Source organism: Paenibacillus ottowii (assembly GCF_050516475.1).
GTDB classification, from domain to species: domain Bacteria; phylum Bacillota; class Bacilli; order Paenibacillales; family Paenibacillaceae; genus Paenibacillus; species Paenibacillus ottowii.
On sequence record NZ_CP191577.1, the window covers coordinates 87,732 to 111,754 of the forward strand.

General features: G+C 44.6%; 22 protein-coding genes. 4 read left to right on the forward strand and 18 right to left on the reverse strand.

The genetic code is table 11. The features are described 5' to 3' along the window. Positions 1–124: 124 nt before the first annotated feature. Positions 125–2,758: an alanine--tRNA ligase gene (gene alaS, locus ACQQ6X_RS00385; RefSeq protein WP_305167585.1), complete on the reverse strand. Its 2,634-nt coding sequence runs from the start codon at positions 2,756–2,758 to the stop codon at positions 125–127. A 350-nt stretch (positions 2,759–3,108) separates the two neighbouring features. Beyond that, entirely contained in the window at positions 3,109–4,176 is a 1,068-nt protein-coding gene (locus ACQQ6X_RS00390; protein ID WP_149033991.1) for an AI-2E family transporter, read from the reverse strand. Between the two features lie 211 nt (positions 4,177–4,387). Between ACQQ6X_RS00390 and ACQQ6X_RS00395 the strand changes: the two genes are divergently transcribed. Next, a complete protein-coding gene (locus tag ACQQ6X_RS00395; RefSeq protein WP_305167586.1) occupies positions 4,388–6,361 on the forward strand; it encodes a methyl-accepting chemotaxis protein in 1,974 nt (657 codons plus the stop codon). Between the two features lie 177 nt (positions 6,362–6,538). Here ACQQ6X_RS00395 and ACQQ6X_RS00400 read toward each other — a convergent pair whose 3' ends face one another. From ACQQ6X_RS00400 to cymR, 4 genes are all read right to left on the reverse strand, one after another. Next, positions 6,539–6,751: a hypothetical protein gene (locus tag ACQQ6X_RS00400; protein ID WP_013311529.1), complete on the reverse strand. Its 213-nt coding sequence runs from the start codon at positions 6,749–6,751 to the stop codon at positions 6,539–6,541. Positions 6,752–6,761: 10 nt separating this feature from the next. Further along, the gene (locus tag ACQQ6X_RS00405; RefSeq protein WP_305167588.1) at positions 6,762–7,283 is read right to left on the reverse strand and encodes a PRC-barrel domain-containing protein; all 522 of its coding nucleotides are present in this window, start codon (positions 7,281–7,283) and stop codon (positions 6,762–6,764) included. Between the two features lie 135 nt (positions 7,284–7,418). Next, on the reverse strand, positions 7,419–8,570 hold the full coding sequence (locus tag ACQQ6X_RS00410) for a cysteine desulfurase family protein (protein WP_305167589.1): 1,152 nt from the start codon (positions 8,568–8,570) through the stop codon (positions 7,419–7,421). Between the two features lie 10 nt (positions 8,571–8,580). Further along, on the reverse strand, positions 8,581–9,000 hold the full coding sequence (cymR, locus tag ACQQ6X_RS00415; RefSeq protein ID WP_013372613.1) for a cysteine metabolism transcriptional regulator CymR: 420 nt from the start codon (positions 8,998–9,000) through the stop codon (positions 8,581–8,583). 305 nt (positions 9,001–9,305) lie between these two features. On the opposite strand from cymR, the gene mnmA reads away from it, so the two are divergent. After that, complete coding sequence (gene mnmA, locus ACQQ6X_RS00420) at positions 9,306–10,427, forward strand: tRNA 2-thiouridine(34) synthase MnmA (RefSeq protein ID WP_187360665.1); 1,122 nt, start codon at positions 9,306–9,308, stop codon at positions 10,425–10,427. An 85-nt stretch (positions 10,428–10,512) separates the two neighbouring features. Here the strand turns inward: mnmA and ACQQ6X_RS00425 are convergent, their stop codons facing one another. Next, positions 10,513–10,977, reverse strand: a complete 465-nt coding sequence (locus tag ACQQ6X_RS00425) for a DinB family protein (protein WP_305167590.1) — start codon at positions 10,975–10,977, stop codon at positions 10,513–10,515. A gap of 660 nt (positions 10,978–11,637) precedes the next feature. Here ACQQ6X_RS00425 and ACQQ6X_RS00430 point away from each other — a divergent pair. Continuing rightward, the gene (locus ACQQ6X_RS00430; RefSeq protein WP_063212736.1) at positions 11,638–12,519 is read left to right on the forward strand and encodes a hypothetical protein; all 882 of its coding nucleotides are present in this window, start codon (positions 11,638–11,640) and stop codon (positions 12,517–12,519) included. 158 nt (positions 12,520–12,677) lie between these two features. On the opposite strand, the gene ACQQ6X_RS00435 is transcribed toward ACQQ6X_RS00430, so the two are convergent. The 4 genes from ACQQ6X_RS00435 to ACQQ6X_RS00450 form a co-directional block, all read right to left on the reverse strand. Beyond that, the gene (locus ACQQ6X_RS00435; protein ID WP_063212735.1) at positions 12,678–13,007 is read right to left on the reverse strand and encodes a hypothetical protein; all 330 of its coding nucleotides are present in this window, start codon (positions 13,005–13,007) and stop codon (positions 12,678–12,680) included. Beyond that, positions 13,008–13,235: a hypothetical protein gene (locus ACQQ6X_RS00440; protein ID WP_305167591.1), complete on the reverse strand. Its 228-nt coding sequence runs from the start codon at positions 13,233–13,235 to the stop codon at positions 13,008–13,010. A 188-nt stretch (positions 13,236–13,423) separates the two neighbouring features. Continuing rightward, a complete protein-coding gene (locus tag ACQQ6X_RS00445; RefSeq protein WP_305167592.1) occupies positions 13,424–14,842 on the reverse strand; it encodes a helix-turn-helix domain-containing protein in 1,419 nt (472 codons plus the stop codon). Between the two features lie 493 nt (positions 14,843–15,335). Continuing rightward, complete coding sequence (locus ACQQ6X_RS00450) at positions 15,336–15,614, reverse strand: hypothetical protein (RefSeq protein ID WP_305167593.1); 279 nt, start codon at positions 15,612–15,614, stop codon at positions 15,336–15,338. Positions 15,615–15,820: 206 nt separating this feature from the next. Between ACQQ6X_RS00450 and ACQQ6X_RS00455 the strand changes: the two genes are divergently transcribed. Next, positions 15,821–16,651: a PPK2 family polyphosphate kinase gene (locus ACQQ6X_RS00455; RefSeq protein WP_305167594.1), complete on the forward strand. Its 831-nt coding sequence runs from the start codon at positions 15,821–15,823 to the stop codon at positions 16,649–16,651. A gap of 106 nt (positions 16,652–16,757) precedes the next feature. Here ACQQ6X_RS00455 and crcB (ACQQ6X_RS00460) read toward each other — a convergent pair whose 3' ends face one another. The 7 genes from crcB (ACQQ6X_RS00460) to citC all read right to left on the reverse strand — a co-directional run bounded on the left by crcB (ACQQ6X_RS00460) (position 16,758) and on the right by citC (position 24,000). After that, complete coding sequence (crcB, locus tag ACQQ6X_RS00460; protein WP_305167595.1) at positions 16,758–17,123, reverse strand: fluoride efflux transporter CrcB; 366 nt, start codon at positions 17,121–17,123, stop codon at positions 16,758–16,760. Continuing rightward, positions 17,120–17,521, reverse strand: a complete 402-nt coding sequence (gene crcB / locus ACQQ6X_RS00465) for a fluoride efflux transporter CrcB (protein ID WP_305167596.1) — start codon at positions 17,519–17,521, stop codon at positions 17,120–17,122. Before crcB (ACQQ6X_RS00465) ends, crcB (ACQQ6X_RS00460) begins: the two co-directional genes overlap by 4 nt. 85 nt (positions 17,522–17,606) lie before the next feature. Then, a complete protein-coding gene (locus ACQQ6X_RS00470; protein WP_305167597.1) occupies positions 17,607–18,917 on the reverse strand; it encodes a replication-associated recombination protein A in 1,311 nt (436 codons plus the stop codon). A gap of 204 nt (positions 18,918–19,121) precedes the next feature. Continuing rightward, a complete protein-coding gene (locus ACQQ6X_RS00475) occupies positions 19,122–21,263 on the reverse strand; it encodes a HelD family protein (RefSeq protein ID WP_305167598.1) in 2,142 nt (713 codons plus the stop codon). A 242-nt stretch (positions 21,264–21,505) separates the two neighbouring features. Then, positions 21,506–22,393: a triphosphoribosyl-dephospho-CoA synthase CitG gene (gene citG, locus ACQQ6X_RS00480; RefSeq protein WP_305167599.1), complete on the reverse strand. Its 888-nt coding sequence runs from the start codon at positions 22,391–22,393 to the stop codon at positions 21,506–21,508. A gap of 16 nt (positions 22,394–22,409) precedes the next feature. Continuing rightward, positions 22,410–22,952: a citrate lyase holo-[acyl-carrier protein] synthase gene (gene citX, locus ACQQ6X_RS00485; protein WP_305167600.1), complete on the reverse strand. Its 543-nt coding sequence runs from the start codon at positions 22,950–22,952 to the stop codon at positions 22,410–22,412. A gap of 1 nt (position 22,953) precedes the next feature. After that, positions 22,954–24,000: a [citrate (pro-3S)-lyase] ligase gene (gene citC / locus ACQQ6X_RS00490; RefSeq protein WP_305167601.1), complete on the reverse strand. Its 1,047-nt coding sequence runs from the start codon at positions 23,998–24,000 to the stop codon at positions 22,954–22,956. Positions 24,001–24,023: the final 23 nt, after the last annotated feature.

A 24,023-nucleotide genomic window follows, 5' to 3' on the forward strand; every position in this document is an offset into this window, starting at 1 on the left:
GCTTTTACAAAACATGTGTACATGTTTATGCCAGCTTATTCTTTTATATCATACCATAAGCAAAGCCCTTCAAGGAAATGTCTAAGTCCGTTTTTTTCCAAAAACCCGCAAAATTTATCGAACTTTATCCTTGTGAGGCTGCTGACACTAGTTCATGTGCACGTTGAAGTGCTTGGTCCAGCTTGCTTGCATCCTTGCCTCCGGCTTGCGCCATGTCAGGCCGTCCGCCGCCACCGCCGCCGCATACAGCCGCAATTTCTTTTACAAGCTTGCCTGCATGAAGTCCCGCCTTGGTAAGTTCAGCCGGGACAGCAACGACAAAATTAACTTTGTCGTCCATTGCAGCGCCTAACACCAGCACAGCTGTAGGAAGCTTACTTTTCAGCTCATCAGCAATAGCACGTAGCGCATCCATGCTGGAAGCCTGCACGCGTGCAGCCAACAACTGTACTCCACCAGCCTGCACGACCTGATCGGTCAGCTGACCCGCCTCAATAGCACTCAGCTTGCTTTGCAGTGATTCATTTTCACGACTGAGGTCTTTAATTTGTTGCTGCAAAGATTCGATGCGTTTTGGCACCTCGGATAGCTTGGATTTAACAAGCCCAGCCGACACCTTCAACAGCTCCAATTGACCTTCCATATACTCAAATCCAAAACGGCCGGTCACTGCTTCAATACGACGCACACCTGATCCAATACCGCTCTCGCTGACAAGCTTGAACAAGCCAATTTGCGAAGTATTGCTGACATGACATCCTCCGCACAGTTCGATGCTGTAATCGCCAACTTTAACGACCCGTACGATATCACCATATTTCTCACCAAACAGTGCCATCGCTCCAAGAGCCTTGGCTTCATCAATTGGCTTCAGTTCAATCGTCACATCCAGCTGGTTCCAGATGGCACGGTTAACTCGCAGTTCAATATCAGCCAGCTCTTCTGGAGTAATGCTTCCAAAATGAGAGAAGTCAAAACGCAGACGTCCAGGTTCTACCAAGGAACCCGCCTGATTGACATGGTCACCCAGCACTTCTTTAAGTGCTTTGTGAAGCAAATGCGTAGCCGTATGGTTTTTCTCAATTTCTCCACGTGAAGCCTGATCTACTTCAGCTTTTACCGTATCACCTACGTTCAGCTCACCGGCTTCTACGACCACCTGATGCACATGCTGACCTTGCGGCGCCTTGAACAGTCCTTCAACCTTCGCGGTTACCGTTCCGCCACGCAGTAAGCCATGGTCACTAACTTGCCCGCCGCTTTCAGCATAGAAAGGAGTCACATCCAGCACGACCTGACAGGACTGCCCTTCACTAACACTGTTCACCAGCATATCATCATATACAATCGCCACAATTTTTGACTCAGTTACGAGGTCATTATATCCAACAAAATCACTTTTAACCGCCAGATCCGCCAAAGCTCCGCCCTGAATCTTCATGCTGGCATTGTCTTGGTGAGCATCACGCGCACGTTGACGCTGTTCCTGCATCGCTTCATCAAAGCCTTCACGATCTACTTTCAAGCCCTGCTCGTCCGCATAATCCTCTGTGAGGTCGAATGGGAACCCATACGTATCATACAGTTTGAAAGCATCGGCTCCGCTAATGACATTGCGGCCTTCGGCCTTTGCCTGAGCACTGATATCGGCCAAAATGGCTAATCCGTCTGTCAGTGTTTCATGGAAACGCTCTTCTTCTGTTTTAATCACCTTGATGATAAAATCACGCTTGTCCACCACCTCAGGGTAGTATACACCCATGATATCCCCCACGGTTTCCACCAGTTCAAACATAAATGGACGGTTCATGCCCAACATTTTTCCATAACGAACAGCCCGGCGCAGCAAACGGCGAATAACGTAACCCCGTCCTTCATTGGAAGGAAGAACACCGTCACCAATCGCAAAAGTAACCGTACGAACATGATCGGCAATGACCTTGAGAGCCACATCACTGTCCACATTGTCGTTATATTTAACGCCTGCCATCGCAGCTGTTTTCTGGATCAGTGGCTGGAAAATATCCGTATCAAAGTTGGAATCGACATTTTGCAAAATGGATGCAAACCGTTCCAAACCAGCCCCTGTATCTATATTTTTATTGGGAAGCGGCGTGTAGCTGCCATCTTTGTTATGGTTGAATTGTGAGAATACGAGGTTCCACACTTCCAGATAACGCTCATTTTCTCCCCCTGGATACATTTCAGGGTCTGTCATGTCGCTGCCATAGGCTTCGCCACGATCGTAAAAAATTTCCGTACAAGGTCCGCAAGGGCCTTCCCCGATATCCCAGAAGTTATCCTCCAGCTTGACGATACGTTCGGCCGGAAGTCCAACTTTTTCGTTCCACAGCTTGTACGCTTCTTCATCCTCAGGATATACCGTTACAGCCAGACGTTCCGGATCAAAGCCGATCCATTTCGGGTCTGTCAGAAACTCCCATGCCCATGTGATGACTTCTTCCTTAAAATAGTCGCCAATGGAAAAGTTCCCGAGCATTTCGAAAAACGTATGGTGACGGCGCGTTTTACCGACATTCTCGATGTCGTTCGTCCGAATACATTTTTGCGAATTGGCGATACGTGGATTTTCTGGTTTTACACGTCCGTCAAAATAAGGCTTAAGCGGCGCCATACCCGCATTAATCCACAGCAGGGAAGGATCTTTATGTGGAACAAGCGGTGCGCTTGGTTCAATCACATGCCCTTTGCTTTCAAAAAACTCCAGCCATTTGGAGCGGATTTCACTAGCTTTCATATAAGTAGCCTCCTAATTATGGTGTCACTGGTTTCTGGCACAGGCCATAAAAAATAGAAAAACGCCCCTGAACGGATCAGGGACGATTGTATCGCGGTACCACCCTGGTTATCGCCGTCCCTTCTGTACGAAATGCCACATGTGCAAGCGCACACCAACATCTGCTTAACGGACGATCGATCGCCTTGTTTTCACTGGTAACGGGAGCATCCCGGCGGGTTCAGCCCGCACTCCGAAATGAGCTTTCCCTACTGGATAAACACATTTAAACATACTCAATTCAGTATATCCGTGTCATTTAGCCGTGTCAACGCGATTTCAGACAGCATGCATACAGGCTATATACGAAACTAGATCGTTTTTCGCTTCACATAATAGGCAAAAAAATGCTGCAGCCCTACCTTCAAAACCGCCATCACAGGAACTGCCAAGATCAAGCCAGTGACTCCCGCAATTTCCCCACCCACTAGCAGCGCGAAAATAATAGATAACGGATGCAGATGCAGCGTGCGTCCCACCACTTGGGGAGATATCACATTACTTTCCAACACTTGAATACACGCATTAACGACTACGACTAATAACACCATTTTTAAGGAAACCGTAGAAGCCATAATGACTGCCGGTGCAGCGCCCAAAAAAGGGCCCAAATAGGGGACAATATTAAAAAGAGCTACCACTCCAGCCAGCAGCAATGCATAAGGCATGCCAATCAGCATATATCCGATATAAGCCATCACGCCAATAATGACACATACCAGCAATTGGCCCCTCACATAGTTGCCAAGCGCCTGATCAATTTCCTTAAGCACCGATACAATCGCTTTACGACGAGACCGCGGGAGATAAGATACAATCGTCCGTTCAAATACGTCAAAATCCTTTAAAATATAAAAAATAAGAAAAGGAACAATGAACACATTGAACAGTATATTGATCATCCCACCGATGTTGTCCATAAAATTAGAAATCCCAGTAGCCATCCGGTTCTCCAGTTGGAAAAACCATTGATTCATCCCCGTCCGCACTCCTTGAGGTAAAATACCGTTGTCCATATTGGTCATTATTCCCTGTGCATGCATAGTCAATTCAGGTAGATGCTCATTCAGCTCATCCAGTTGTTCAATGAACATTGGAATCAGATTCATCAGGATTACAATAAGACTGGTCAAAAACACAGCGTAAATGAGCAGGACAGCTACACTACGAGGCACCTTTCGCCCGCCCAACATACTGACTACTGGATTAAGTACATAGGAGATGATCATCGCTACTGCAAATGGAGCAATGATTGTTTTCAGAAAATCATACAAATGCAAAAACAAAGGTCTCAGCAGCCAGATAAAATATAGAATGACAAGCCCCAGCAGCGTCCATATGCCGTACCGGAACAGTCTACTTTTCGTTAATTGGTCCATTTTGTGCCCCCTTACTGGACTAGCCTCCTTTAAGTATATGCCTGTACCTTCACTTTAATCCTTCCCGCCAGTCCGAGATGTCCCATAAATAACCATTGTGAAAAATTGATGAAAATGGATGAAAACAATAAACAAAGTCATACGATCTGACGATATAAGTACAAAGCACTATCCTAAGCTTTCACATTTCTGAAACATCGGGGGTCGTTACATGAACTTAAAAATGAAGCTTATTCTTCTTTTCACTTGCATTGTAATCGTTGCAGCAGGACCTTTATCCGTCATTAGCATGACAAGTGTTAAAAATCAGGCCAACCATGATATCCAAGAGCTTATGAGCAGCAAGGCTTCCGAAACTGTCAATCAGCTTGATGGATGGACAGGCGGCAAAGCTGCAATTATTGAAACCTTAGCTGCGAGTCTGCAATCCAGTGATATTTCATCAGATGCCAAATCAGCATCTCTGAAAGCAGCTTTCCGCAACTATAAGGATCAAAATATTTCCAACGTTTATGCAGGCTTTGAAGATGGTGCTTACTGGGATGGATCTGGCTGGTTTGAAAAGGGTTATGATCCTCGTACTCGTCCGTGGTACAAGGACGCCAAAACCAAGGGAGAAATGTATTATTCCTCGCCCTACGCTGATGCAGGCAGCAACGACTTCACCATTTCCATTGCCAAACCCCTTAAAGATTCCAACGGCTCAGTCACCGGCGTAGTCAGCGAGGATATTATGCTCAACGACATGACCAAAATGATCAAAAGCATAGATCTAAACGGATTGGGCTACGCATTTCTGATTGACCAAAAGGGAGTCGTAATCGCGCATCCAGACAGCAAGCTGGCCGGCCAAAACCTCAAGGAGACCCCGGAGTTAGGATCATCCACCGCGACCCTGTTAAGCACAGCCTCGGGAAAAACAGACTATAGCTACAACGGCAGTGACCGTCAGCTTTATTTTAAAAAGATGCCTAGCACAGGCTGGATTGTAGGCCTGTCTATTTCCAAAGATATAGCTTTTCAGGAGTATTACTCCACTCGTAATCAGTTGATTATTACAGTTGTTATCATTTTAGTCGTTGCTATGCTGCTGGCGATCTGGGCGGCCAACAACTTTATCAAGCCGATTCGCAGACTCCAAGCAAATGTCAAACGGATAGCTGAAGGCGATATGACTGCCCGTGTAGATATTAAAGGTAAAGATGAGATTGCCAGCCTGGGGACAGATTTCAACCTCATGTCAGACAATCTCACTCACCTGTTGCGTAAGGTATCAGATACAGCTAGCGATGTCAGTTCCGCTTCCCATGATATGCATCAACACGCCAAAGATACAGGAACCATTGCCTCACAAATTTCCAGTGCAGTTCAGGAGCTGGCTCATGGAGCAAGCGACCAGGCTGAGGCCGTATATTCCGGTTCTGAGAAGCTGACACACATGACAGGCTCCATCAACCAGATTGGCGAAAGTGTCAAACGTACCCAAACTGCCGTATTTGAAACAGATTCTGCTGTGCTGGCCGGATATGAAACGGCAGAACGCCAAGCGAAATTGGCAGCCGAGTCCAGACAAACCACCACTGCGGCAGGAGAAGCGGTAGATTCACTCACGCTGAAAACTCAGGATATTGAGCGGCTGGCCGGAGCCATCCACGATATCGCCGCCCAAACAAACCTGCTGGCCCTCAATGCATCCATCGAAGCGGCACGGGCCGGGGAACACGGACGAGGTTTTGCCGTCGTCGCGGGAGAAGTGAGAAAGCTAGCCGAACAAGCGGGCAATTCCAGTGACAATATCATGAGTAAGCTGGAAGAAATTAAAATTGCGGGAGTACAAAGCGCAGAGGAAATGAAGAAGGCTCTTGCTGTAACTGTAGAACAGGAACATGCTGCTATCGCAACAAGACAGGCGTTTGAATCCATACGTGGGGCATCTCAGCATATGCTTGCCCAAATTGAGGACGTTTCTGCCGCTGCAGATCATCTCCGTGTGAATGCCGGACATATTTCCGATGTCATCTCCAGCGTTGTCGCTGTTTCTGAGCAAAGTGCAGCTTCTACCGAGGAAGTAGCTTCCTCCGTGCAGGAACAAGGTCATGCCATGAACAAAATTGCCGACCTTTCTGCCAAACTTGATTCTCATGCAGACCTTCTATTAGAAGAGGTCAAACGTTTTAAATTGTAGACTAGCCTTCTTCACAAAAAAGGATATACAAAAGAGGGTGTCCCTAGGCCAATAGGCCGTCGAGACACCCTCTTCATTCTTTATTAAGCATGATCCAATCTATTAAGCTCTATTTTTAAGCATTAGATGGTAGATCACACCTCTTCATAAGCAGCCTGTCCACTTCTTGTGTCAAGCTTAGGAAGAAGCGTGAATTTGCGGCAAGTCCTGTTGTGCCATCTCATCTCCAAAGAATAAGTCGTCCAGCGAACTAAGCGTTCCATCTTCTTCCACCTGGTAGACAGACATTTTTTCACCATTCACCTGAAGTTCGATAAAGCATCCCCAGCAATAAAATTGATGGGAACCAATTTTGCCAATATCTTTGGAATTACAATTCGGACATCTCAATAAACTCACCCTATCCATTAACAGAATATATGGCTTTTTCCAGACGCTGCTCGCTTAACGGGGGAACCATAACAGCATTTTCCCCGATGGACATATCTTCGATGCAGGGCAGCCATTTCCGCCCTTCTATAATATCCGATACAAAACCATCGCTGATTTCCAAGCCTATTATGTTATTGCCCATTTCCTGGTCAAAATAAACATCCGAGATGTGCCCGAGCATAAGCCCTTCCTCCGTTAGCACGGATAAATCCTTCAGTTTACCGGGTCCAAGCAAGTACGTATGTTGTATATCATGAGCCTCTGTTTTACGAACAGCCTGCTGATTGCGAATCATGATCGCATCCTCGCCATAAGCAACGATGTCATCCCAAGCCACCATTTTGACATGAGATGAAAAAAGCCCTTTACCTTCTAGCTCGATTCCTGTAATTCGCCAATCAGCTGTCAGCATAAAGTCATGTATTTTACCAATCTGCTTTCCGTCCTCAACATCGAAAACAGCAAGTCCGATCATATCTTGAAGCTTCATATATAGGGTCCCTCCTTACTCTGCAGTCCGAACGAAGGTGCGGTGCTTTTCCTACATGCCTGCCAATACCTTGCTTCCGTTCATGCAATGAAATGGAAACCGCTCCTCCCTTCTTACTAAAATGCGGAGAAATCCCTAGTACCTAGTACGCAGCCGCTTCCATATGGTTTCAATTTTCTTGGCCGTGTATTCCATTTCTTCCGTAGTATTACCCAAACCGAAGCTAAATCGAATCGCCGAATTCAAAACATCTTCAGGAAGATCCATCGCCTGTAATACATGCGATAGTTCTAGAGATCCCGAAGTGCATGCGGAGCCGCTGGCTGCTGCGATTCCTTCCATATCGAGATTCATCAGCATGGTCTCTGTACCCATGCCTGGAAAACTAATATTTAGCACATTAGGCACAAAATATTCAGGATCGCCATTGATTATAAACTCATCCCTGCCTAGAGAGCCTTCTAACGCTTTGAGCAGCGTTTGACGAAGAGCGGTATCGTGCGCCCCACGCTCCTCAATGGATGCATTGGCAAGAGTTGCAGCTTTAGCCAGCCCAGCAATGCCAGCGATATTTTCCGTTCCGGCACGACGTTTCTTCTCTTGAAGGCCTCCATGCATTAGCGGCTGAATGCGTGTACCCTGACGGATATACAATGCACCCACCCCTTGCGGCCCGTTGATCTTATGGCCAGAAACGCTAAGTAAGTCAATCGGGAGGTTCTCGCAGTCGATGGATATATGCCCGAAGGCTTGAACTGCATCAACATGAAATATGATCCCATGTTCTTTCGCAATCTGTCCTACTTCTTGGACCGGCTGAATGACGCCAACCTCATTGTTGGCATACATCATGCTGATCAAAAAGGTATCTGGACGAATAGCTGCCTCAATATCCGTAGGGTTTACGCGCCCAAAACCATTGACCGAGACGTAGGTCACCTCGTATCCCGCTTTTTCCAACTCATCGCAAGCATGAAGCACAGCGTGATGTTCAATCGCGGTTGTAATGATATGACCGGAAGTACGACCATCTGCCGTAGCCGTCCCAAACAGGGCCAGATTATCACTTTCTGTCCCTCCGCTCGTAAATATAATTTCTTCAGGCTTGCAGCCCAAAGAGGCCGCAACGGCATCCCGCGCAGCGCTGACGGTGCGCTTGGCATCACGGCCAAAGGCATGGACGCTTGAAGCGTTGCCAAATTGGCCGGTCATGATGTCCATCATAGTCTGCGCAACCTCAGGATGCATAGGAGTCGATGCGGCATGATCCAGATAAATTCTGTTCATGTTATCCACCTCAAATATAGAACATGTAGTTATCCAATTCATCATGTTCTTGGTATGTGATCAAGTCCTTAAGTGTAGTAGAATCCAGCACTTCAGCGATGCTGTCACGAATTCGTAGCCAGAGCTGGCGTTTAGCCGGATCGTCTTCTTCCGTAAAATCGACCGGAGAAATCGGACCTTCCAGTACACGAATGATGTCTCCTGCTGTTACCCCAGACGGTTCATTCGCCAAAATATAACCACCGTAAGCACCACGGATACTTTTTACCAAACCTGCATTACGCAAAGGCGCAATGAGCTGTTCCAGATAATGCTCTGATAGCTGATTTTTTTCAGCAATACTTTTCAAAGAAGTTGGACCTTCGCCAAACCTGGCTGCAAGCTCCATCATAATGGTCAGACCGTAACGGCCTTTTGTTGATATTTTCAATTGTGGCACCTCTCTTATATTAACAATTCCGTTAAAACACGCGGAATAATTGGAGTTGTAAACCTCTCTATTCCGATCCTAACCCTCAGCTTATGTTAACATATTAGGGCAGGTAAAGGGAAACATTACGGTAACATTCTTAAAAAAAGTTGCTTTCGAGCGATTAAGAACAGTTTTAGCCCGTTTTATGTAGCTTTCTTTCATCGTTCGCCGTGTCGTTTGTTCGTCCAAACATCGTAACTTATTATCGTTTATGTTACAATAGGTGGGTTCTACAACAATATTGAAAGAATTGGGTGATGACCATGGCTAAAGCCAATCATGAAACCCGTGTCGTCGTCGGGATGTCCGGTGGCGTCGACTCATCCGTTACCGCGCTGCTGCTAAAGGAGCAGGGCTATGACGTAATCGGCATCTTCATGAAAAATTGGGATGACACGGATGAATTTGGCCGTTGCACGGCTGAAGAGGATGCGGAGGATGTGCGCCGCGTCTGTGAACAGATCGACATTCCTTACTATACAGTCAATTTTGAAAAAGAATACTTCGATAAAGTATTCTCCTATTTTCTTGATGAATATAAAGCTGGACGCACACCCAATCCGGATGTCATGTGCAACCGGGAAATTAAATTTGGCGAGTTTCTGAACAAAGCGCTGGATTTGGGAGCAGATTATGTCGCTACTGGACATTATGCACGGGTTGTGGAAGAAGACGGCCGCTTTACTTTGCTGCGAGGTGTGGACAGCAATAAGGATCAGACTTATTTCCTGAATGCATTAAGCCAAACACAGTTGTCGCGAGCCATGTTCCCAATCGGTCATCTGCCGAAACCAGAAGTACGTAAGATTGCAGAAGCTGCGGGACTTTATACAGCCAAGAAAAAAGACAGCACGGGTGTATGTTTTATCGGCGAGCGCAATTTTAAGGAGTTTCTGAGCGGGTATCTGCCTGCAAAAGGTGGAGATATGGTGGATATCGCTACAGGTGAAGTCAAAGGACGCCACGATGGTCTGATGTACTATACACTGGGTCAACGACAAGGCTTGGGCATTGGCGGTTCAGGTTCAGGCGAACCGTGGTTCGTAGCAGATAAGGATCTGGAGAAGAATATCCTGTATGTGGTACAAGGTGATCGTCATCACAGTCTGTATTCTACCAGCCTGATTGCAACGGATGTGAACTGGATCGAAGGTGCAGAAGCACGCCCAACCGGCGAATTCCGCTGCACAGCCAAGTTCCGTTACCGCCAGCCTGACCAGCAAGTCACTTTACAATGGCTTGCGGATGGAACCGTGCATGTCGTGTTCGATGTACATCAAAAGGCCATTACCCCTGGACAAGCAGTTGTATTTTATGACGGGGAACGGTGCCTGGGTGGCGGAACCATTGATAAGGTTGAAAAACTTCAACCAGAAACGGTTTAAATGAATGACTATTAACATTGAATAGCCATAATTAATAAAGTCGTCTCTCCAGTTTTGGGAGAGGCGACTTTTTCTGTAGACGTTATTAGTCCATGCTTTGAAGAGAATTGACGATCTGCTCTTTATGATGTCTGTCATGCTGGACAAACATTTCTTGTAAAAAGGTTTCCAAAGTGTACATGCTATTAGGAACTGGACGCATAAAATCCGATTCTGATACCATTTGGAGTTTGGCAATCATTTGCTTACACTGAGCAATGGCTTCATTTAGTAAATCATGTGGTTTTATAGTTCTACCAAACGCTACAGATGAATCATTGAATGCCTGTACATCAGGATGTTCCTTGAGCATGACTTGTCCCTTATCGATAATCTGTATAAGCTCCTTAGTGAAGTTTTTATCCCAGCCCATAACATGACTGACCACATCTTGAATCGACCATTTACCTGCTATAGGTTCACAAAGTAACTCATCCGAATACGGAGATAAAGCAGCAAGAAATGCAATCCATCCTTCTAAATCTTCAGAAATCTCAGCGATCGTCGCCAAGTGAATTCCTCATACAAAAAAAGCCCAACTATGAACTTCTAAAAATGAACACTAACTTATTCCCTCTGTAATTCTTTCTACTATTCCTTTATCAAAATCGTCGAGTTCAGACATTAACAGCTCATACTGTTTTATAGATTCAAAAGTGTTCAATACTCGAAGCACAGCAATACTATAGGCATACCTATATTAAATCCCATATTCTCGTTCTAAGCCTTCCTAAGAATCTAATGTCCATCTTGTTTACTTGCTGTATTTTTAATCTACCTTGCTAATTTTATCCTTGGTAAAGCTTATGCATTGTCAGCTCCGAACTACAACGTGGAGGAAGATCAGAAACATACGAAGTAATTAATCTTCTCATATGTTTTTCATAAAATAACTCAGTCAAATTTAAACCTTTCATTTCAATACAAGATTGAGAGTCAACGATCTTCCAATACAGCCAATATGATAATGACCCTTGTCTACAGTAAAATAATTGCCAAACTTATCAGGGTCGAGCAGTCCTTTTACTGTTTATTATGCAACAGAAAGCCGCCCACTATAGGTGTTTTTATTGTGAACGTGAACTTGTCACCGAGTCCACTTAACCACGTAATTGACCATTGTCCAATAATCCTATATTATTGGTTAAAAATGTAATATGGAGGAAGATACATGTTCAACTCGGCAGTTTTGGAATCAGTAAGCGATATAAACCTTTTGACTGACATGTTGCGAGCAGAATTTTCACTAGAAGATTGGGATGCTATGGTACATATTGCGGACAAGCTCTATTCGTCGATTAGAACTTTGTATGATGAAAACCAACTTAGGCAAGCAAAAGGTCAACCAAAAATGGATACTAAAAAACTTAAACGAAGTGTCGCCTTCTATTTTGGACATGCAATGGTAGCGAAAGGTATTGCATTACAGAAGATGGGTGATTACACAGCAGCCAGAGATTGCATCGAAAAATACACTGAATTGGGCTGGATATACGGATTGGACAAGGAGGGACAAGCTGATGTGGCTCATTTCAGGATGCTTGCACGAGCAAATACATACGTCCTTGACTTGTTGGAAGGAAAGATGGATACGCTCCCTGAATATGTTCAATTTATACATCAAAGTGAAGAAGAAGAGTTGTTGCCGGGAATCATAACGATTTTGGAGGCAGCTATAAAATACGACTATAACGTTGATTGGGCATTAAAAGAGTTTCAACCTACTCTGGATTCCTTAGACGGAAACTACGAAACAGATGCCAATATACGTTATTATATAGACCATCTCTATCTAATGGCTCTATATAACCTCAAAAATGCAAATTATTCTAATGCACTAAATATATCCCTCAAGGCTTTGGGAATGTCTGATAAACTTAAAGATGATACAGGGTATAAAAAACTCAATGCATTATTTGTATCTTTTAGTGTTCATGCAACTAAAGATCAACTGGAAGAATACAAAGTATTGAACAATAAAATCTTGGAGAGGGTGCTCAAAGATGAAAAAGGCATTATGTATGATGGCAGTAGCTTTGTTTCTGCTCGGTAGCGTGAGCAACATGGGAGCGTTAATCGCCCCGAACAATCATGGAATGAATAGCTTCCAACTTGACAATCATGGAATGAATAGCTAGATTGGTACATTTTAAAATTGCACCGAAGAAAGGGTGTAGCCAATTTGTGTACACCCTTTAACCCAAATTATCACTACCCTATAAAAACAACTGCTTCCTTACGCTGAAACGCGCTAGGCAATTTTTCTATGAGTGTTATTACTCGTTCAACGAGTTTATTTTTGTGATCCTCCTCTAAATTTCTTTCTGCCCAATTCTGAAGTTGTCGAAGCTCAGATAAAATATTTGGTAAGTCTTCCTCCTCAACATCAACTCCTGTTGAAAACAAATCGATCCATTGTAATCCTAAAGATTCGATAGCTGGTTGCCAACATTCATTAAAAAATGATTCTGACGCAACGGGAAGAAAAAAACTTTTTTCAAACTCATTTTGTGGTTCAAGTATTATAACGCTAACTGACATTTATTTTCCTCCTCCAAACTGAACACTAAATTTATAATCTGGAAACTCTTTTTTAAGCTGATTTAGGCTGTTCTCGGCAGCTTTTCTCAATTCAGGTGTATCACCATCTAATTTATAATTTCTAAGTTGCTGAGTCGTAATGTTTAAATCATCAGCAATATTGGTTTGTGTTTTTTGGTGACTAAAATTATTTTGCTCATCAATTTCATATGTATATTGATTACTCAAATATAAAATGCACCCCCTATTTTTATTGGTTGAACTTGCTGGTTCCCTCCAATAACTGTTTTGGGAATGCATTCTTTGAACGTATTTTTAACCTGATTTGCGTTTAAGCTCCTCCATGTGTTGCGAAGATTTGAAATCCCTCATTATGGCTGTTCAGATAAATAGGCACAGCTAAGGTAAACAAAAAACTACTCGCAACGATCAGCATTACCACTTTTTTCAACATTGTTTAACCACACCTTTTCAATGAGATTGTAAAACTCTGTTTTGGTTTCAGATACCGCATGGGCTTTGAAACGCACAAACAACCCCATACAATTTATAAAATATGTCTCATTATTTAGTATATGTGCTTTTACCATTGCACAAAACAAATGATTAAAGCCATCATAATGCATCCCATGATTTAAATAATAATAAGCCAATTCATATCCACACAGTGCAGAGTATTCCGGTATCACTTGCTGTGTATACATATCATCTGATGATGGCCGCTGAGATAAAGACGCAATCTCTGTTTCAAATCGTTTAAGTATATCGTTTAAATCAAGCTCATAACGGTTAGCCGCTATCATTATGTTAAGTAGTTGAGTAACCCTATCTTCTTGAATCGTATCTGATGATTCATCAATATAGTTTAGATATTCATGAAGCACACTCACATCACCAGATAAAAGCCTATATGCAAGTATATTAGCTTGTGACCAATGTTTAAACAAACCAATCCAGTGCTGGGTATCCTCGTCGTTCTCTCTAACCCAATCTAAATTGGAGTAGGCATATGTATAGTGTAATGCCCCCTCATAATCACCCAGCTCTTCACATACATTGGCACACAGCAAATCGGCATAAGTAATGTAAACAAATAATGGGCGACTTAGTTCTTTGGAAGACTCTTCATACATTCGGCTGTTTAGCTGGTATTTCATCGAATATTGGATTTCCGCTTTAGCCCTCATTTTTTTAGCTATTTCATCAACCTTGTCCCATTTGCGTAAAGACCTGTATACGTTTGCTAAATCCTTCAATGCGTCAAGCTGCTCTATTTCGTCCAGACGTTCCACAAAAACTTCAAATATCGTAGCTGCTCTGAGATTGCGACTTTGGTCTTCTCCAATTTGAATTTTGAATATACGATATTGACAGATGGCTAGGCGTTCAGAGTGTTGGTATTTCTCCGCTTCAGCTACTCCCTCATAGAGTATCAATGCCGCCTCTAGTCGTCCCTGCGCCAACAATCCTTCTGCAATTTCAAATAGCTTAGGCGAATACAGTAGATTGTCCATGATGGCTCCCACTACTCGACGGATTGCATCTAGCTTATCTAACTCCGCACAACGATACAAAAACGGCTCGATTCGCCTCATATTTGTTGGAATATCAATAATGTAGTTTTCTATAAATAAATCGTAAAAGTGACCCTCTGGTAAGCCCATAGCTTCAGTAATTCGATCAAGCTGATTAATAGACATAGATTTATTACCTGTTACAATGCTACTTATTATTCCCCTATTCATCCCTGCGATTTGTCCAAATTGCGATAATGTTAAGCCTTCTTGCTGTAAAAATTGTTCCAATTCTGCTCTAATCGTGGGTGTAATGTTCATCGATAAACCACCCTTTCAACGTAGACTAACAATACGATGCATAGTTAAATTATTATGTAGTTGTGAAACAAGTAGGTAAAATGCTCCAATGATCCTAATTGTACCATCTTTTGGAACTTGATCATAGACTTTTCATATTTTCGTTCAATATTCCTTTTGGCAGACTCTTTTTTTCATTATAAGTATCATTATTTATCACACGCCTCAAACCAAGTTAACTCTTTGTACTAAAGTTACTAGGATGAATAACAGTAAGGGCAGCCAACCCTAAAAATTTTAATTTAGCCTTCACTTTCTTCTCTCACCCTTCATTAATTAATTTGTATAACCATTCCCAGAAATTTTAATCGGGTAACCAGACCCATCATTTCCGGAATGCTTCCCAATTAGCAAATAAACTGGATTGAAAACAAGAGATGCATCGTTGCCTGTTATACCTAAGTTAATGTGCGAAAAGTTTATTGTGGTGACTATTGATAATAGTGTGAAAAAATTAACTCGATTTTCCTAACTGTGAAAACGCCATCCTATAAGCCACAAACGTAATAAATGCGTAGATAAAACCATATAGAATCCAAGCATCTATATTAACTGCAATGGTTTCTAAATTGGTGGCAATAAATATAAAAGGCAGTAGCAAGGCTAGTATTAATCCTAAGTAGATGTTTCCTTTGAAATAGGCGAAACATACTCCGATCAAGATTGCCAGAATGGGGCAAAGTAAAAAAGTAGGGAGGAGAGGATTAAGTTTTGGAAATAACCAATAAATCATAATAATCACTCCTTAAAGTTATTTAGTCAGAAAAAAACGAATCATTTCCTTGTTAGATTTAAATGCTAGAGGAATTCTTTGCCTGTCAATAAGTCATATTCTCTTATTTCCCTTATTCTATCAGCAGGAGAATTTTTGATAACGCCCCCATTTGGGTATATGATGTAGACAAGATCATTACTTCAATTGAAAAGGAGCGTGCCTTTATGTCTGATTCATTAGGAATGCTGACACCAGGTAAGAAAGTTTCTTTGAAAGAATGGGACCCCAAGGATACGAAGAATATCAAAAACAAAGAAGAAATCCGACAGGAAACAGATCAATTGAAGGAACGCTTCGCGGAATTACAAAGCAAATTATTTACAGAGAAAAAACAAGCTGTTTTGTTTGTATTCCAGGGTATGGATTGCAGCGGAAAAGATGGCGTGATCAAGCAGGTGTTTTCCAACCTTAACCCTGCAGGGGTGACTGTACACAGCTTTAAATCACCTACAACTGAGGAATTAAGCCATGATTTTTTATGGCGCGCGCATAGCCAAACTCCAGGACGAGGATATATCGCAGCATTCAACCGTTCTTACTACGAGGATGTGCTGATCACACGTGTTCACGGCCAGGTATCCGATAAGCAGGCCAAGCGGAATATAAAGCACATCAAACATTTTGAACAGTTACTGCTGGATAGTGGTGTAAAGGTGGTTAAAATCTTTTTACATATTTCAAAGCAATTCCAGCTGGAAAAGCTGATTGACCGGATTGAGAAACCTCACAAAAACTGGAAGCTTGACCCGAGTGATTTGCAGGAACGGAAATTTTGGAAGCAATATACCCAATACTATGAGGATGTGCTAGAGCTGAGCGCAACCAAGCAAGCTCCTTGGTATGTTGTTCCTTCAGACAATCGTTGGTACAGAGATTATACTGTACTGCGAATTGCCGTTCAAACGCTAGAAGAAATGAAGCTGTCTGACCCTGATCCAAGACCTGAACTCAAAGCCCTTTTACCTGAACTATACAAAGAACGAGATAAAAAATAGTTCAATAGGAGAGCACTATGCTTCCAAACTTCCTATTCACGGCTGACAACGCGTTGAATGAGGTTTTGGAAGCTTTTATTGTGTGCTCACATGCCAATTCAAAATTTTATATGGTATAACTTACGCTGTACCCGATGGCCGCAGCTATAACTCCTACTATTACAGAAGAAAGTACATAAATAGCCATACGTCGATATTTTTTATGTTCCATTAGTTGAATAGATTCATAGCCGAATGTGGAAAAGGTGGTGTAGCCTCCACAAAAACCTGTACCTAGCAGCATCCAGAGTGCAGAAGACAGATGATGTTGCATAAACTCACCATATAGCCAGCCGAGCAACAATGAACCGCTGATATTAATGATCCAGGTCCCCCAGGGGAATACGGTACCCAACCTTCTTCCAGCCCACATACCAAGCCCGTATCTCGCTATTGTACCTACCATTCCGCCCGCTGCCGCCCACCAGATCATAAGCGTTCCTCCTTGGGGGCAGTCTGCGTCATCTGTATGCCTAAACGGATACCTGCCCACGTGAAAAACAAACCTACGCCTACGCTCAGCAGCAGGTACAACACTGCCGTCAACATACGATCATGAACCGTGAGGCGTACAGCATCCACCGCAAAGGTGGAAAAGGTGGTAAATCCCCCTGTAAAGCCTGTTCCGATGGCAAGCCGCCAGCGTGGGTTGATCCGCCATGATCGCAAGGTTACCGTAAAGAACCAGCCGAGAAACAGGCAGCCGAGCCAATTGATTAGCAACACACCAAGCGGAAAATCTGCCCCAGCCGCAGGCAATAGTACTTGCAGGCTGTAGCGAGCAGAGGTTCCGATCGCTCCACCTGCGGCGACGAATAATACGTCCTTCATTTTTTTATCCCTTCTTCGCTCTTACAGGATCATAGTGTAACATAACAAAATTCGTACACACTTCGCTATATTAAAGTCACAGATATTAAGACTGTGAATCCCGCCAACGCTGGTTTTGCCTGATTTTAGACTCATTTCCCTGCTCAGTGGCCTGGTAAAAGGTCTGATCTGCTATCAAATCGGGCAAATATTGCTGCCTTACATAGTGATTCGGAAAATTATGCGGATATTGATAGCCAACATGGCCGAGTTTTTCCGAGCCTTTGTAGTGTGCATCGCGCAGATGCAGCGGCACCTCAGCCGATTTTATATCGTTCATGGCCGACATGGCCCGTGAAATCGCCGTGTATACGGCATTCGACTTGGGACTTTCCACAGCGAACAAAATGGCTTGTGCAATGTTCAGTTTGGCCTCGGGCCAGCCGTTATTACGGTAGGCTTCAAGCGCGCTCACTGCTTGGACCATCGCCTGCGGGTTCGCCAGGCCAATGTCCTCGCTGCTGGCTGCGATGAGGCGGCGAATAAAGGTCATCGGGTCCATGCCGAGCTTTTCGACGGCATACAAGAACCAGAACAACGCTGCGTCACTGGAACCGCGAATGCTTTTGTGAAAGGCGGACAGTACGTCATACTGTGTGGACTCGTCTGCCTTGACGATCGGGCGGCGAATGGATTCCTCTGCCACTTCCAGCGTCACATGAACTGTGCCGTCTGCCAGTGGAGGTGTCGTGAGCGCCGCCAGTTCCAGCGCGTTCAAGGCACGGCGGATATCGCCGTTCGCCATCGACGCGATGTGATCCAGCGCAGCTTCGTCTACCTGAAGCTGCATATAACCGAGACCTTTGTCCGCATCGCTCAGGGCACGGCGCATAGCAGCCAGCGAATGCTCCTGGGTTAGCGCTTCAAGCTGAAATAACGTAGAACGACTCATTAAAGCGCCGTTGACGTAGTGAAAGGGGTTTTCCGTCGTGGCGCCAATAAACACGATTGTTCCCTTTTCCACCGCAGGCAGCAATGCATCCTGGCGCGAACTGTTGAAACGATGTACCTCGTCAAGAAACAGAATGGTCTTTTTGCCATACATCGATTTATTCGTCTGTGCAAGGTCAATCACTTCCCTTACATCCTTTACAGAGGCTTCTACTGCATTTAGGCGGACGAAATCGCCTTGTGTGTGTTGAGAAATGATATGTGCCAGTGTCGTTTTGCCGCACCCGGGTGGTCCGTATAGCAATATAGAAGAGACCTGATCTGCCTCTATAGCTCTTCGCAGCAGCTTGCCTGGACCTACAACATGCTCTTGTCCAATATATTCATCCAGCGAAGTCGGACGCAGACGATCTGCAAGCAATCGATTGTTGGGCGTTGACTCCTGGGAATATGAAAATAAGTCCATTCCATTCACTTCCTTATCATTTAAACCATTAAAATGATCATAAACCGCTTCTTATTCTACCATATCGGTTAACAGGTTGCAGATAGCCTGGTCACGGTATAACTGTTACCCTACATGTGATTCATCCCGAAAAAGAAAGAACAGCCTGGGACGAAAAGTGAATTTCGTGGCTGTTCTTTGGTTGGCATGACATCAGCGTTTTATTTACTCCGTTTGCGCCTGTACGTAGCTTGGAAGTGGACCATCATGCAAGAGCCACAGCTCATGCAACGCACGTGTACATCCTACATACAACAGCTTGGCATCCCATGTCCGTTCTCCATAATGATCCTGGTCGGCATCGGCTACAATAACTGCATCGAACTCCAGACCTTTGGACAAGTATACAGGCAGTACAGACAAGCCGCCTTCATATTGCTTTTTACCACCGTCAATCAAATGGACATCCAACCCTGCACTTGTGAAAATCTCATGCAGCTCCGCAGCTTCTTTTAAGGTACGTGTCAGCACAGAAACCGTACGATACTCCTTGGAGGAAAGCTCTTTTAGAGCGGTAAGCAAGCTCTGCTCACGTACGGACGAGTCGTAAGACACAGTACGCACCGGATCACCACTGCGAAATACCGGAACTGCTGTAATACCGCCACGTACTCCCTGCTCCAAAATCGTATTTGCAAATTCTATAATTTCCAAGGTAGATCTATAACTCCGTGTAAGTGCAAAATACCCCGTTTGTTCTGGCGCAAAAAGAGAACTCATTTCCTCCCACGCACGTACACCACGATATTCATGAATTCCCTGCGATAGATCACCCAGTATCGTAAAGGAATGTCCTTTTACAAACAAATCCAGCAAGGCGATATGAAATGGTGAGAAATCTTGCGCTTCATCAATGACCACATGGTCAAAACGCTGTGATGAATCTACCTCATGAACCAGCACATGAAGATATACCAATGCAGTCAGATCCTCTTCACGGATGATCTGATTTCGTAAGTCCGATTGTGTAGCCTTAAAAATAGTCCCCGGCAGCGAAGCTTTCATCTCCGCAGCAGTATCCGCAGGTAACCCTTTAGCTGCCTGAAAAAGTTGCTTGTAAAGCGTCAACGCGTCGTATTGAGGCCATTTTTTAGCATACGCCTTTTCACGAGTTCCTGCTTTTTTCTTCCGATCCTTGAGCGCAGCCGCCGAAGGTGACTTTTTCAATTCCATTTCGATCCAGCGATGGACTCTTGCCAGCACACGCTCCTTCCGTTTTGCGAGCGGATAGGGCTTATATTCCTCATTGAACCAATTCAAAATCTCAGCTCGTGGCAGCACCGCCCCATCCCAGGGTGAAAAGTCGCCTTCAGGCACCGAGATAGGCTCTAGCCGTTCTATGAAAGCTTGCAGCAGCTTCATAAAGTGAATCGAACCCTTAAATCGACCCGGTGCCTCATCCATGGATTCCGTTCTCAAGTCGCCACTCTCAAACCAATAAGCTAACGTTTCGGCAGGGGCTGCCAGCGTTAAATCCAGCCCCAACAAGCCCAGCGCCCAGTCTGCAAATGTACTTTGCTGAATATTTCCGACCCCCAGCTCTGGAAGCACATCTGAGATATAATCGAGAAACATATGGTTGGGTGCAAAAATAACCATTTTGTCTGCTGAAACCTGCTCCTTGTATTGATACAGCAAAAATGCGAGCCGATGCAGCGCTACCGTCGTCTTGCCACTCCCCGCTACCCCCTGAATAACAAGGGCAGTATTTTTAGCCGCGCGGATGATCTGATCCTGCTCCGCCTGAATGGTAGATACGATATCCCGTAAACGGTTGTCCTTGTTCTCTCCCAAACGATAAACGAGGAACTCATCGGAAACGGCTGGCTCGTCGCTTTCACGGTTGTATGTATCCGCAACCCGTTCCAGAATTCTTTTACGAATAACCACGTTGCGCTTCAGGTACACCAAGCCCTCAATCGTTCCCTCAGGGGCTTCATACGAAGCGGTTTCTTCACCGCCAGTAAAGGAGTAGAACAAGCTGGCAATCGGTGCACGCCAATCAATCACAAGTGGGTACGCTGATGTCTCTTCCCGCTCTACCCCGACCTTACCGATATAAAGCTGTTTGCGCTGCCCTCTACCGCGTTCGTCAAAATCCATACGCCCAAAATAAGGCTCCTGCGAGCTTTTGGCCAAAGCCAGGCGTTTTTCCTCCCGTGCGGATTCCAGTACTTGCTCCGTAAAATCATGCCCAGTGTACACTGGCGTATTGCGAAGCCGTTCCAATCTCCGATCAATTTCCTCCATAGCAAGCGACAGCCTGTGCTGTTCTTCTTGATAGGCACTTTGAAACTCATTCTCCATTTCAGTTACCTCCTAAGAATATCAAGTCTCGATTTCTGCATCTCATTCACTTGCTCCGACACAAAAAAAGGAAAGTAAGCGTAACACATTTAGCCATAAAAATCCAACCTTATTTTCTTCATACGCCTGTTTTCTTATATGAAAGACCTCTAACTAAAACACAAACGAATAGTTTACATAAAAAAATCCCCCTTACAGCAGCAGGTTTTATAAATGAACCTGTCTGGTGTAAAGGGAACCTATCACTTTGGGGAAAACAGCCCTTTTAAACTCTCCAACATGATTGTGACTGCCAGTAAATCAGCGGAGCCACCAGGACTAACATTCTGCTGCACAAAATCATCGTTCATCTGATGAATCATGGCGACACCTCTTTCAGACAAGATGCCGCCCGCCTCCAGCACCTGCTTAGCATATTGCTGGACATAGGTTAGCATCTCCCGGTCGTGTCTGCCAACAATATTCGTATCTTCGTTGACAACCATCAGTTGTAAGAGTGTTTGAACACAGATATCATTCACATGGTATCGTTGTGTTGACCTCAACTCACGATAGACGGGCAGAGCATACGCTCGCACGGTAGGAAAGCCTGCTTCCACCTCGCCACGTATGCCCGTCATCCCCCACTCTTTATACAACCGTTCGCCGACCGTTAAGCCTGTTGACTTTTTTAGGGATGTAAGCTCTCTCGCACATAAACCTTGGGTCATCTGAGCAATGGTCTTACAAATGACTTGTTCATCCAGCCTACTAGCAGTTGCTCGTGTCGTACAACAATACGCGGCGGCGGCACAAATAATACCTAGCGAAAAAATAAGACCTTTATGTGTGTTTATCCCACCAGTTGCGGCAAACATAGCCCGTTCCGCTTCCTGTCCCAAGGGGCGCAGGTTCTCAAATAGTATACGGAGATCCTGTCCATGAAAGGAACCTCCCGCCTTTGCACATCTTTCAAAATAGCCGGAAAGTGAGGCCGCACTAGACATAAACGTAAAGAAGTCCATATCCTTGTGGGCACCACGATCCAATCGGTCTACCAGTCCCGGTTTTGGGCTGGCGGAGACTTCTGTTAGCAGCGCAAGGACAGCCTGTTGAGCAAGGCTTTCACTTAATAGGCTTGTTGGCATCATAGTTGCTCCTCGCCGTTCATACTCGTTTGACCACTTGACGGTTTCGCATATAACTGTCCACCAGTGCTTTGATAGCTTCCAGTAATTCGGGAAGGGCGTGTGCTCTACTCCGTCCACATATATGCGCAGCTTGCCCGCACATGAGGCATTTTCGTTTGTCCAGGCCAAGCTCATCTCTAGAGATTGCCCTTCCATGGGGTCCAATCACATCCAGATCCAGTAATCTTCCTAATGGATGTTCATCTTCAATCGCAATGGCCCACTTTTTTAATATTTGTGTGTCTGCCTGAACGGCAATATATGCTTCTGGACCTGTCGGCAGATGATACGCTTCACGGTGCAGCGGTGTCATTTGGTTCACTGCCAGTTGCCACATCAAGATACGATAGCCTTCATGAAAAACGTATTTACTAGTTGGAGAGGACTTCTGTGGTCCTGGGATATTGATCGTCATGCTAAGCAAAGGTACCGCGTACCTACTGATCAGCTGTCTTTGTCTGTTCGCCCGGTTTTCGCGTGCCTGTAGCATTTCCTCAAGGGTAACCTCATACGAATACATGTTATGACATCCTTCTAATACGCCTGATGATTTCTCCAGCTTCCCCTGACAATAAAAACCGATAGGTTGTGTCCGGTACAAGCTGCTTCACTTTTTCCATGTGACCCAGACGAATATATTTACGAACTGCAGAGGCGCTAATGGCCTCCCCTTCCCATAGCAGTCGCGGTATTTCCTCTACGTCGATTCCAGCGGAAGCAAGTAATTTTTTCATGATCGTGTTGTACCTTCGGGTCAAGACACAGTTTGGCTCCTGACCAATATACCGTTTTTGAATATTTAGCAATGGAGCTATATACTGGATAAAAATTTTTAGATCAAGTGATATATGCGTGCTTGCCGCCTCTTCATCATTTTTAAAGAAGTAAGAAGGAAACGTTGCGCCCGAGATGATATAGTCTTTGCCTTTGTGCAGGACCACATTGTCCAAATGCCTCACGCCTTCTTCAACTAGTCTGTATCTAACAGCTGATGGAAAAATGGATCGATCCTCCCAGACTACAAACAGATGGACCTTTTCCCAAACCGCTGCTGCATACTCGACTAAGTGCAAATGTCCCAGTGTGAATGGATTACAGTTCATGACAATCGCAGCCGAAGGCACGAGATCGCCCGATTCCTGCAAAAGCTCTTGCTGATACTGACTGACACCATCCCAACGGTTTTCCAACAGGACAGCCTTGAAGGATTCCTCCACGATTGGATAAAAGCCAAGATCCTTGAAAATTTGTTTATTTAGTGGCTTTGTATAAATAAACAGGTGATCCCTTCCCCGTCTATATTCTTCATTTACTAAATGGCTAACAATTTGTGCAGATAGCCCCTGATTTTTATAAGCTTCATCCACAGCAATACACTTCAGTACACTGCCTGAAAAGGAACCCGTAGCGGCAATGTCGCCGCCATCTACAATTTCCATCGTATATTCAATTGGATGGTCTATTCTAAGACCTTGGCGCTTAAGGAAATCGCGAAGCTTTCTTTGAGCGTCTTCAGAGGCTGGATTTATAATCTCTTCACGCAAATGTTCCATCCACATAGCCATCATGATCACCGTTTTTTCTCGATGGT

What these genes read in the sequence shown, in the direction of transcription:
- alaS (WP_305167585.1), bottom strand. Translation starts at nt 2,758, where the DNA reads ATGAAAGCTAGTGAAATCCGCTCCAAATGGCTGGAGTTTTTTGAAAGC.
- ACQQ6X_RS00390 (WP_149033991.1), bottom strand. Translation starts at nt 4,176, where the DNA reads ATGGACCAATTAACGAAAAGTAGACTGTTCCGGTACGGCATATGGACG.
- ACQQ6X_RS00395 (WP_305167586.1), top strand. Translation starts at nt 4,388, where the DNA reads ATGAACTTAAAAATGAAGCTTATTCTTCTTTTCACTTGCATTGTAATC.
- ACQQ6X_RS00405 (WP_305167588.1), bottom strand. Translation starts at nt 7,283, where the DNA reads ATGAAGCTTCAAGATATGATCGGACTTGCTGTTTTCGATGTTGAGGAC.
- ACQQ6X_RS00410 (WP_305167589.1), bottom strand. Translation starts at nt 8,570, where the DNA reads ATGAACAGAATTTATCTGGATCATGCCGCATCGACTCCTATGCATCCT.
- mnmA (WP_187360665.1), top strand. Translation starts at nt 9,306, where the DNA reads ATGGCTAAAGCCAATCATGAAACCCGTGTCGTCGTCGGGATGTCCGGT.
- ACQQ6X_RS00430 (WP_063212736.1), top strand. Translation starts at nt 11,638, where the DNA reads ATGTTCAACTCGGCAGTTTTGGAATCAGTAAGCGATATAAACCTTTTG.
- ACQQ6X_RS00435 (WP_063212735.1), bottom strand. Translation starts at nt 13,007, where the DNA reads ATGTCAGTTAGCGTTATAATACTTGAACCACAAAATGAGTTTGAAAAA.
- ACQQ6X_RS00445 (WP_305167592.1), bottom strand. Translation starts at nt 14,842, where the DNA reads ATGAACATTACACCCACGATTAGAGCAGAATTGGAACAATTTTTACAG.
- ACQQ6X_RS00450 (WP_305167593.1), bottom strand. Translation starts at nt 15,614, where the DNA reads ATGATTTATTGGTTATTTCCAAAACTTAATCCTCTCCTCCCTACTTTT.
- ACQQ6X_RS00455 (WP_305167594.1), top strand. Translation starts at nt 15,821, where the DNA reads ATGTCTGATTCATTAGGAATGCTGACACCAGGTAAGAAAGTTTCTTTG.
- crcB (WP_305167595.1), bottom strand. Translation starts at nt 17,123, where the DNA reads ATGATCTGGTGGGCGGCAGCGGGCGGAATGGTAGGTACAATAGCGAGA.
- crcB (WP_305167596.1), bottom strand. Translation starts at nt 17,521, where the DNA reads ATGAAGGACGTATTATTCGTCGCCGCAGGTGGAGCGATCGGAACCTCT.
- ACQQ6X_RS00470 (WP_305167597.1), bottom strand. Translation starts at nt 18,917, where the DNA reads ATGGACTTATTTTCATATTCCCAGGAGTCAACGCCCAACAATCGATTG.
- ACQQ6X_RS00475 (WP_305167598.1), bottom strand. Translation starts at nt 21,263, where the DNA reads ATGGAGAATGAGTTTCAAAGTGCCTATCAAGAAGAACAGCACAGGCTG.
- citG (WP_305167599.1), bottom strand. Translation starts at nt 22,393, where the DNA reads ATGATGCCAACAAGCCTATTAAGTGAAAGCCTTGCTCAACAGGCTGTC.
- citX (WP_305167600.1), bottom strand. Translation starts at nt 22,952, where the DNA reads ATGTATTCGTATGAGGTTACCCTTGAGGAAATGCTACAGGCACGCGAA.
- citC (WP_305167601.1), bottom strand. Translation starts at nt 24,000, where the DNA reads ATGATGGCTATGTGGATGGAACATTTGCGTGAAGAGATTATAAATCCA.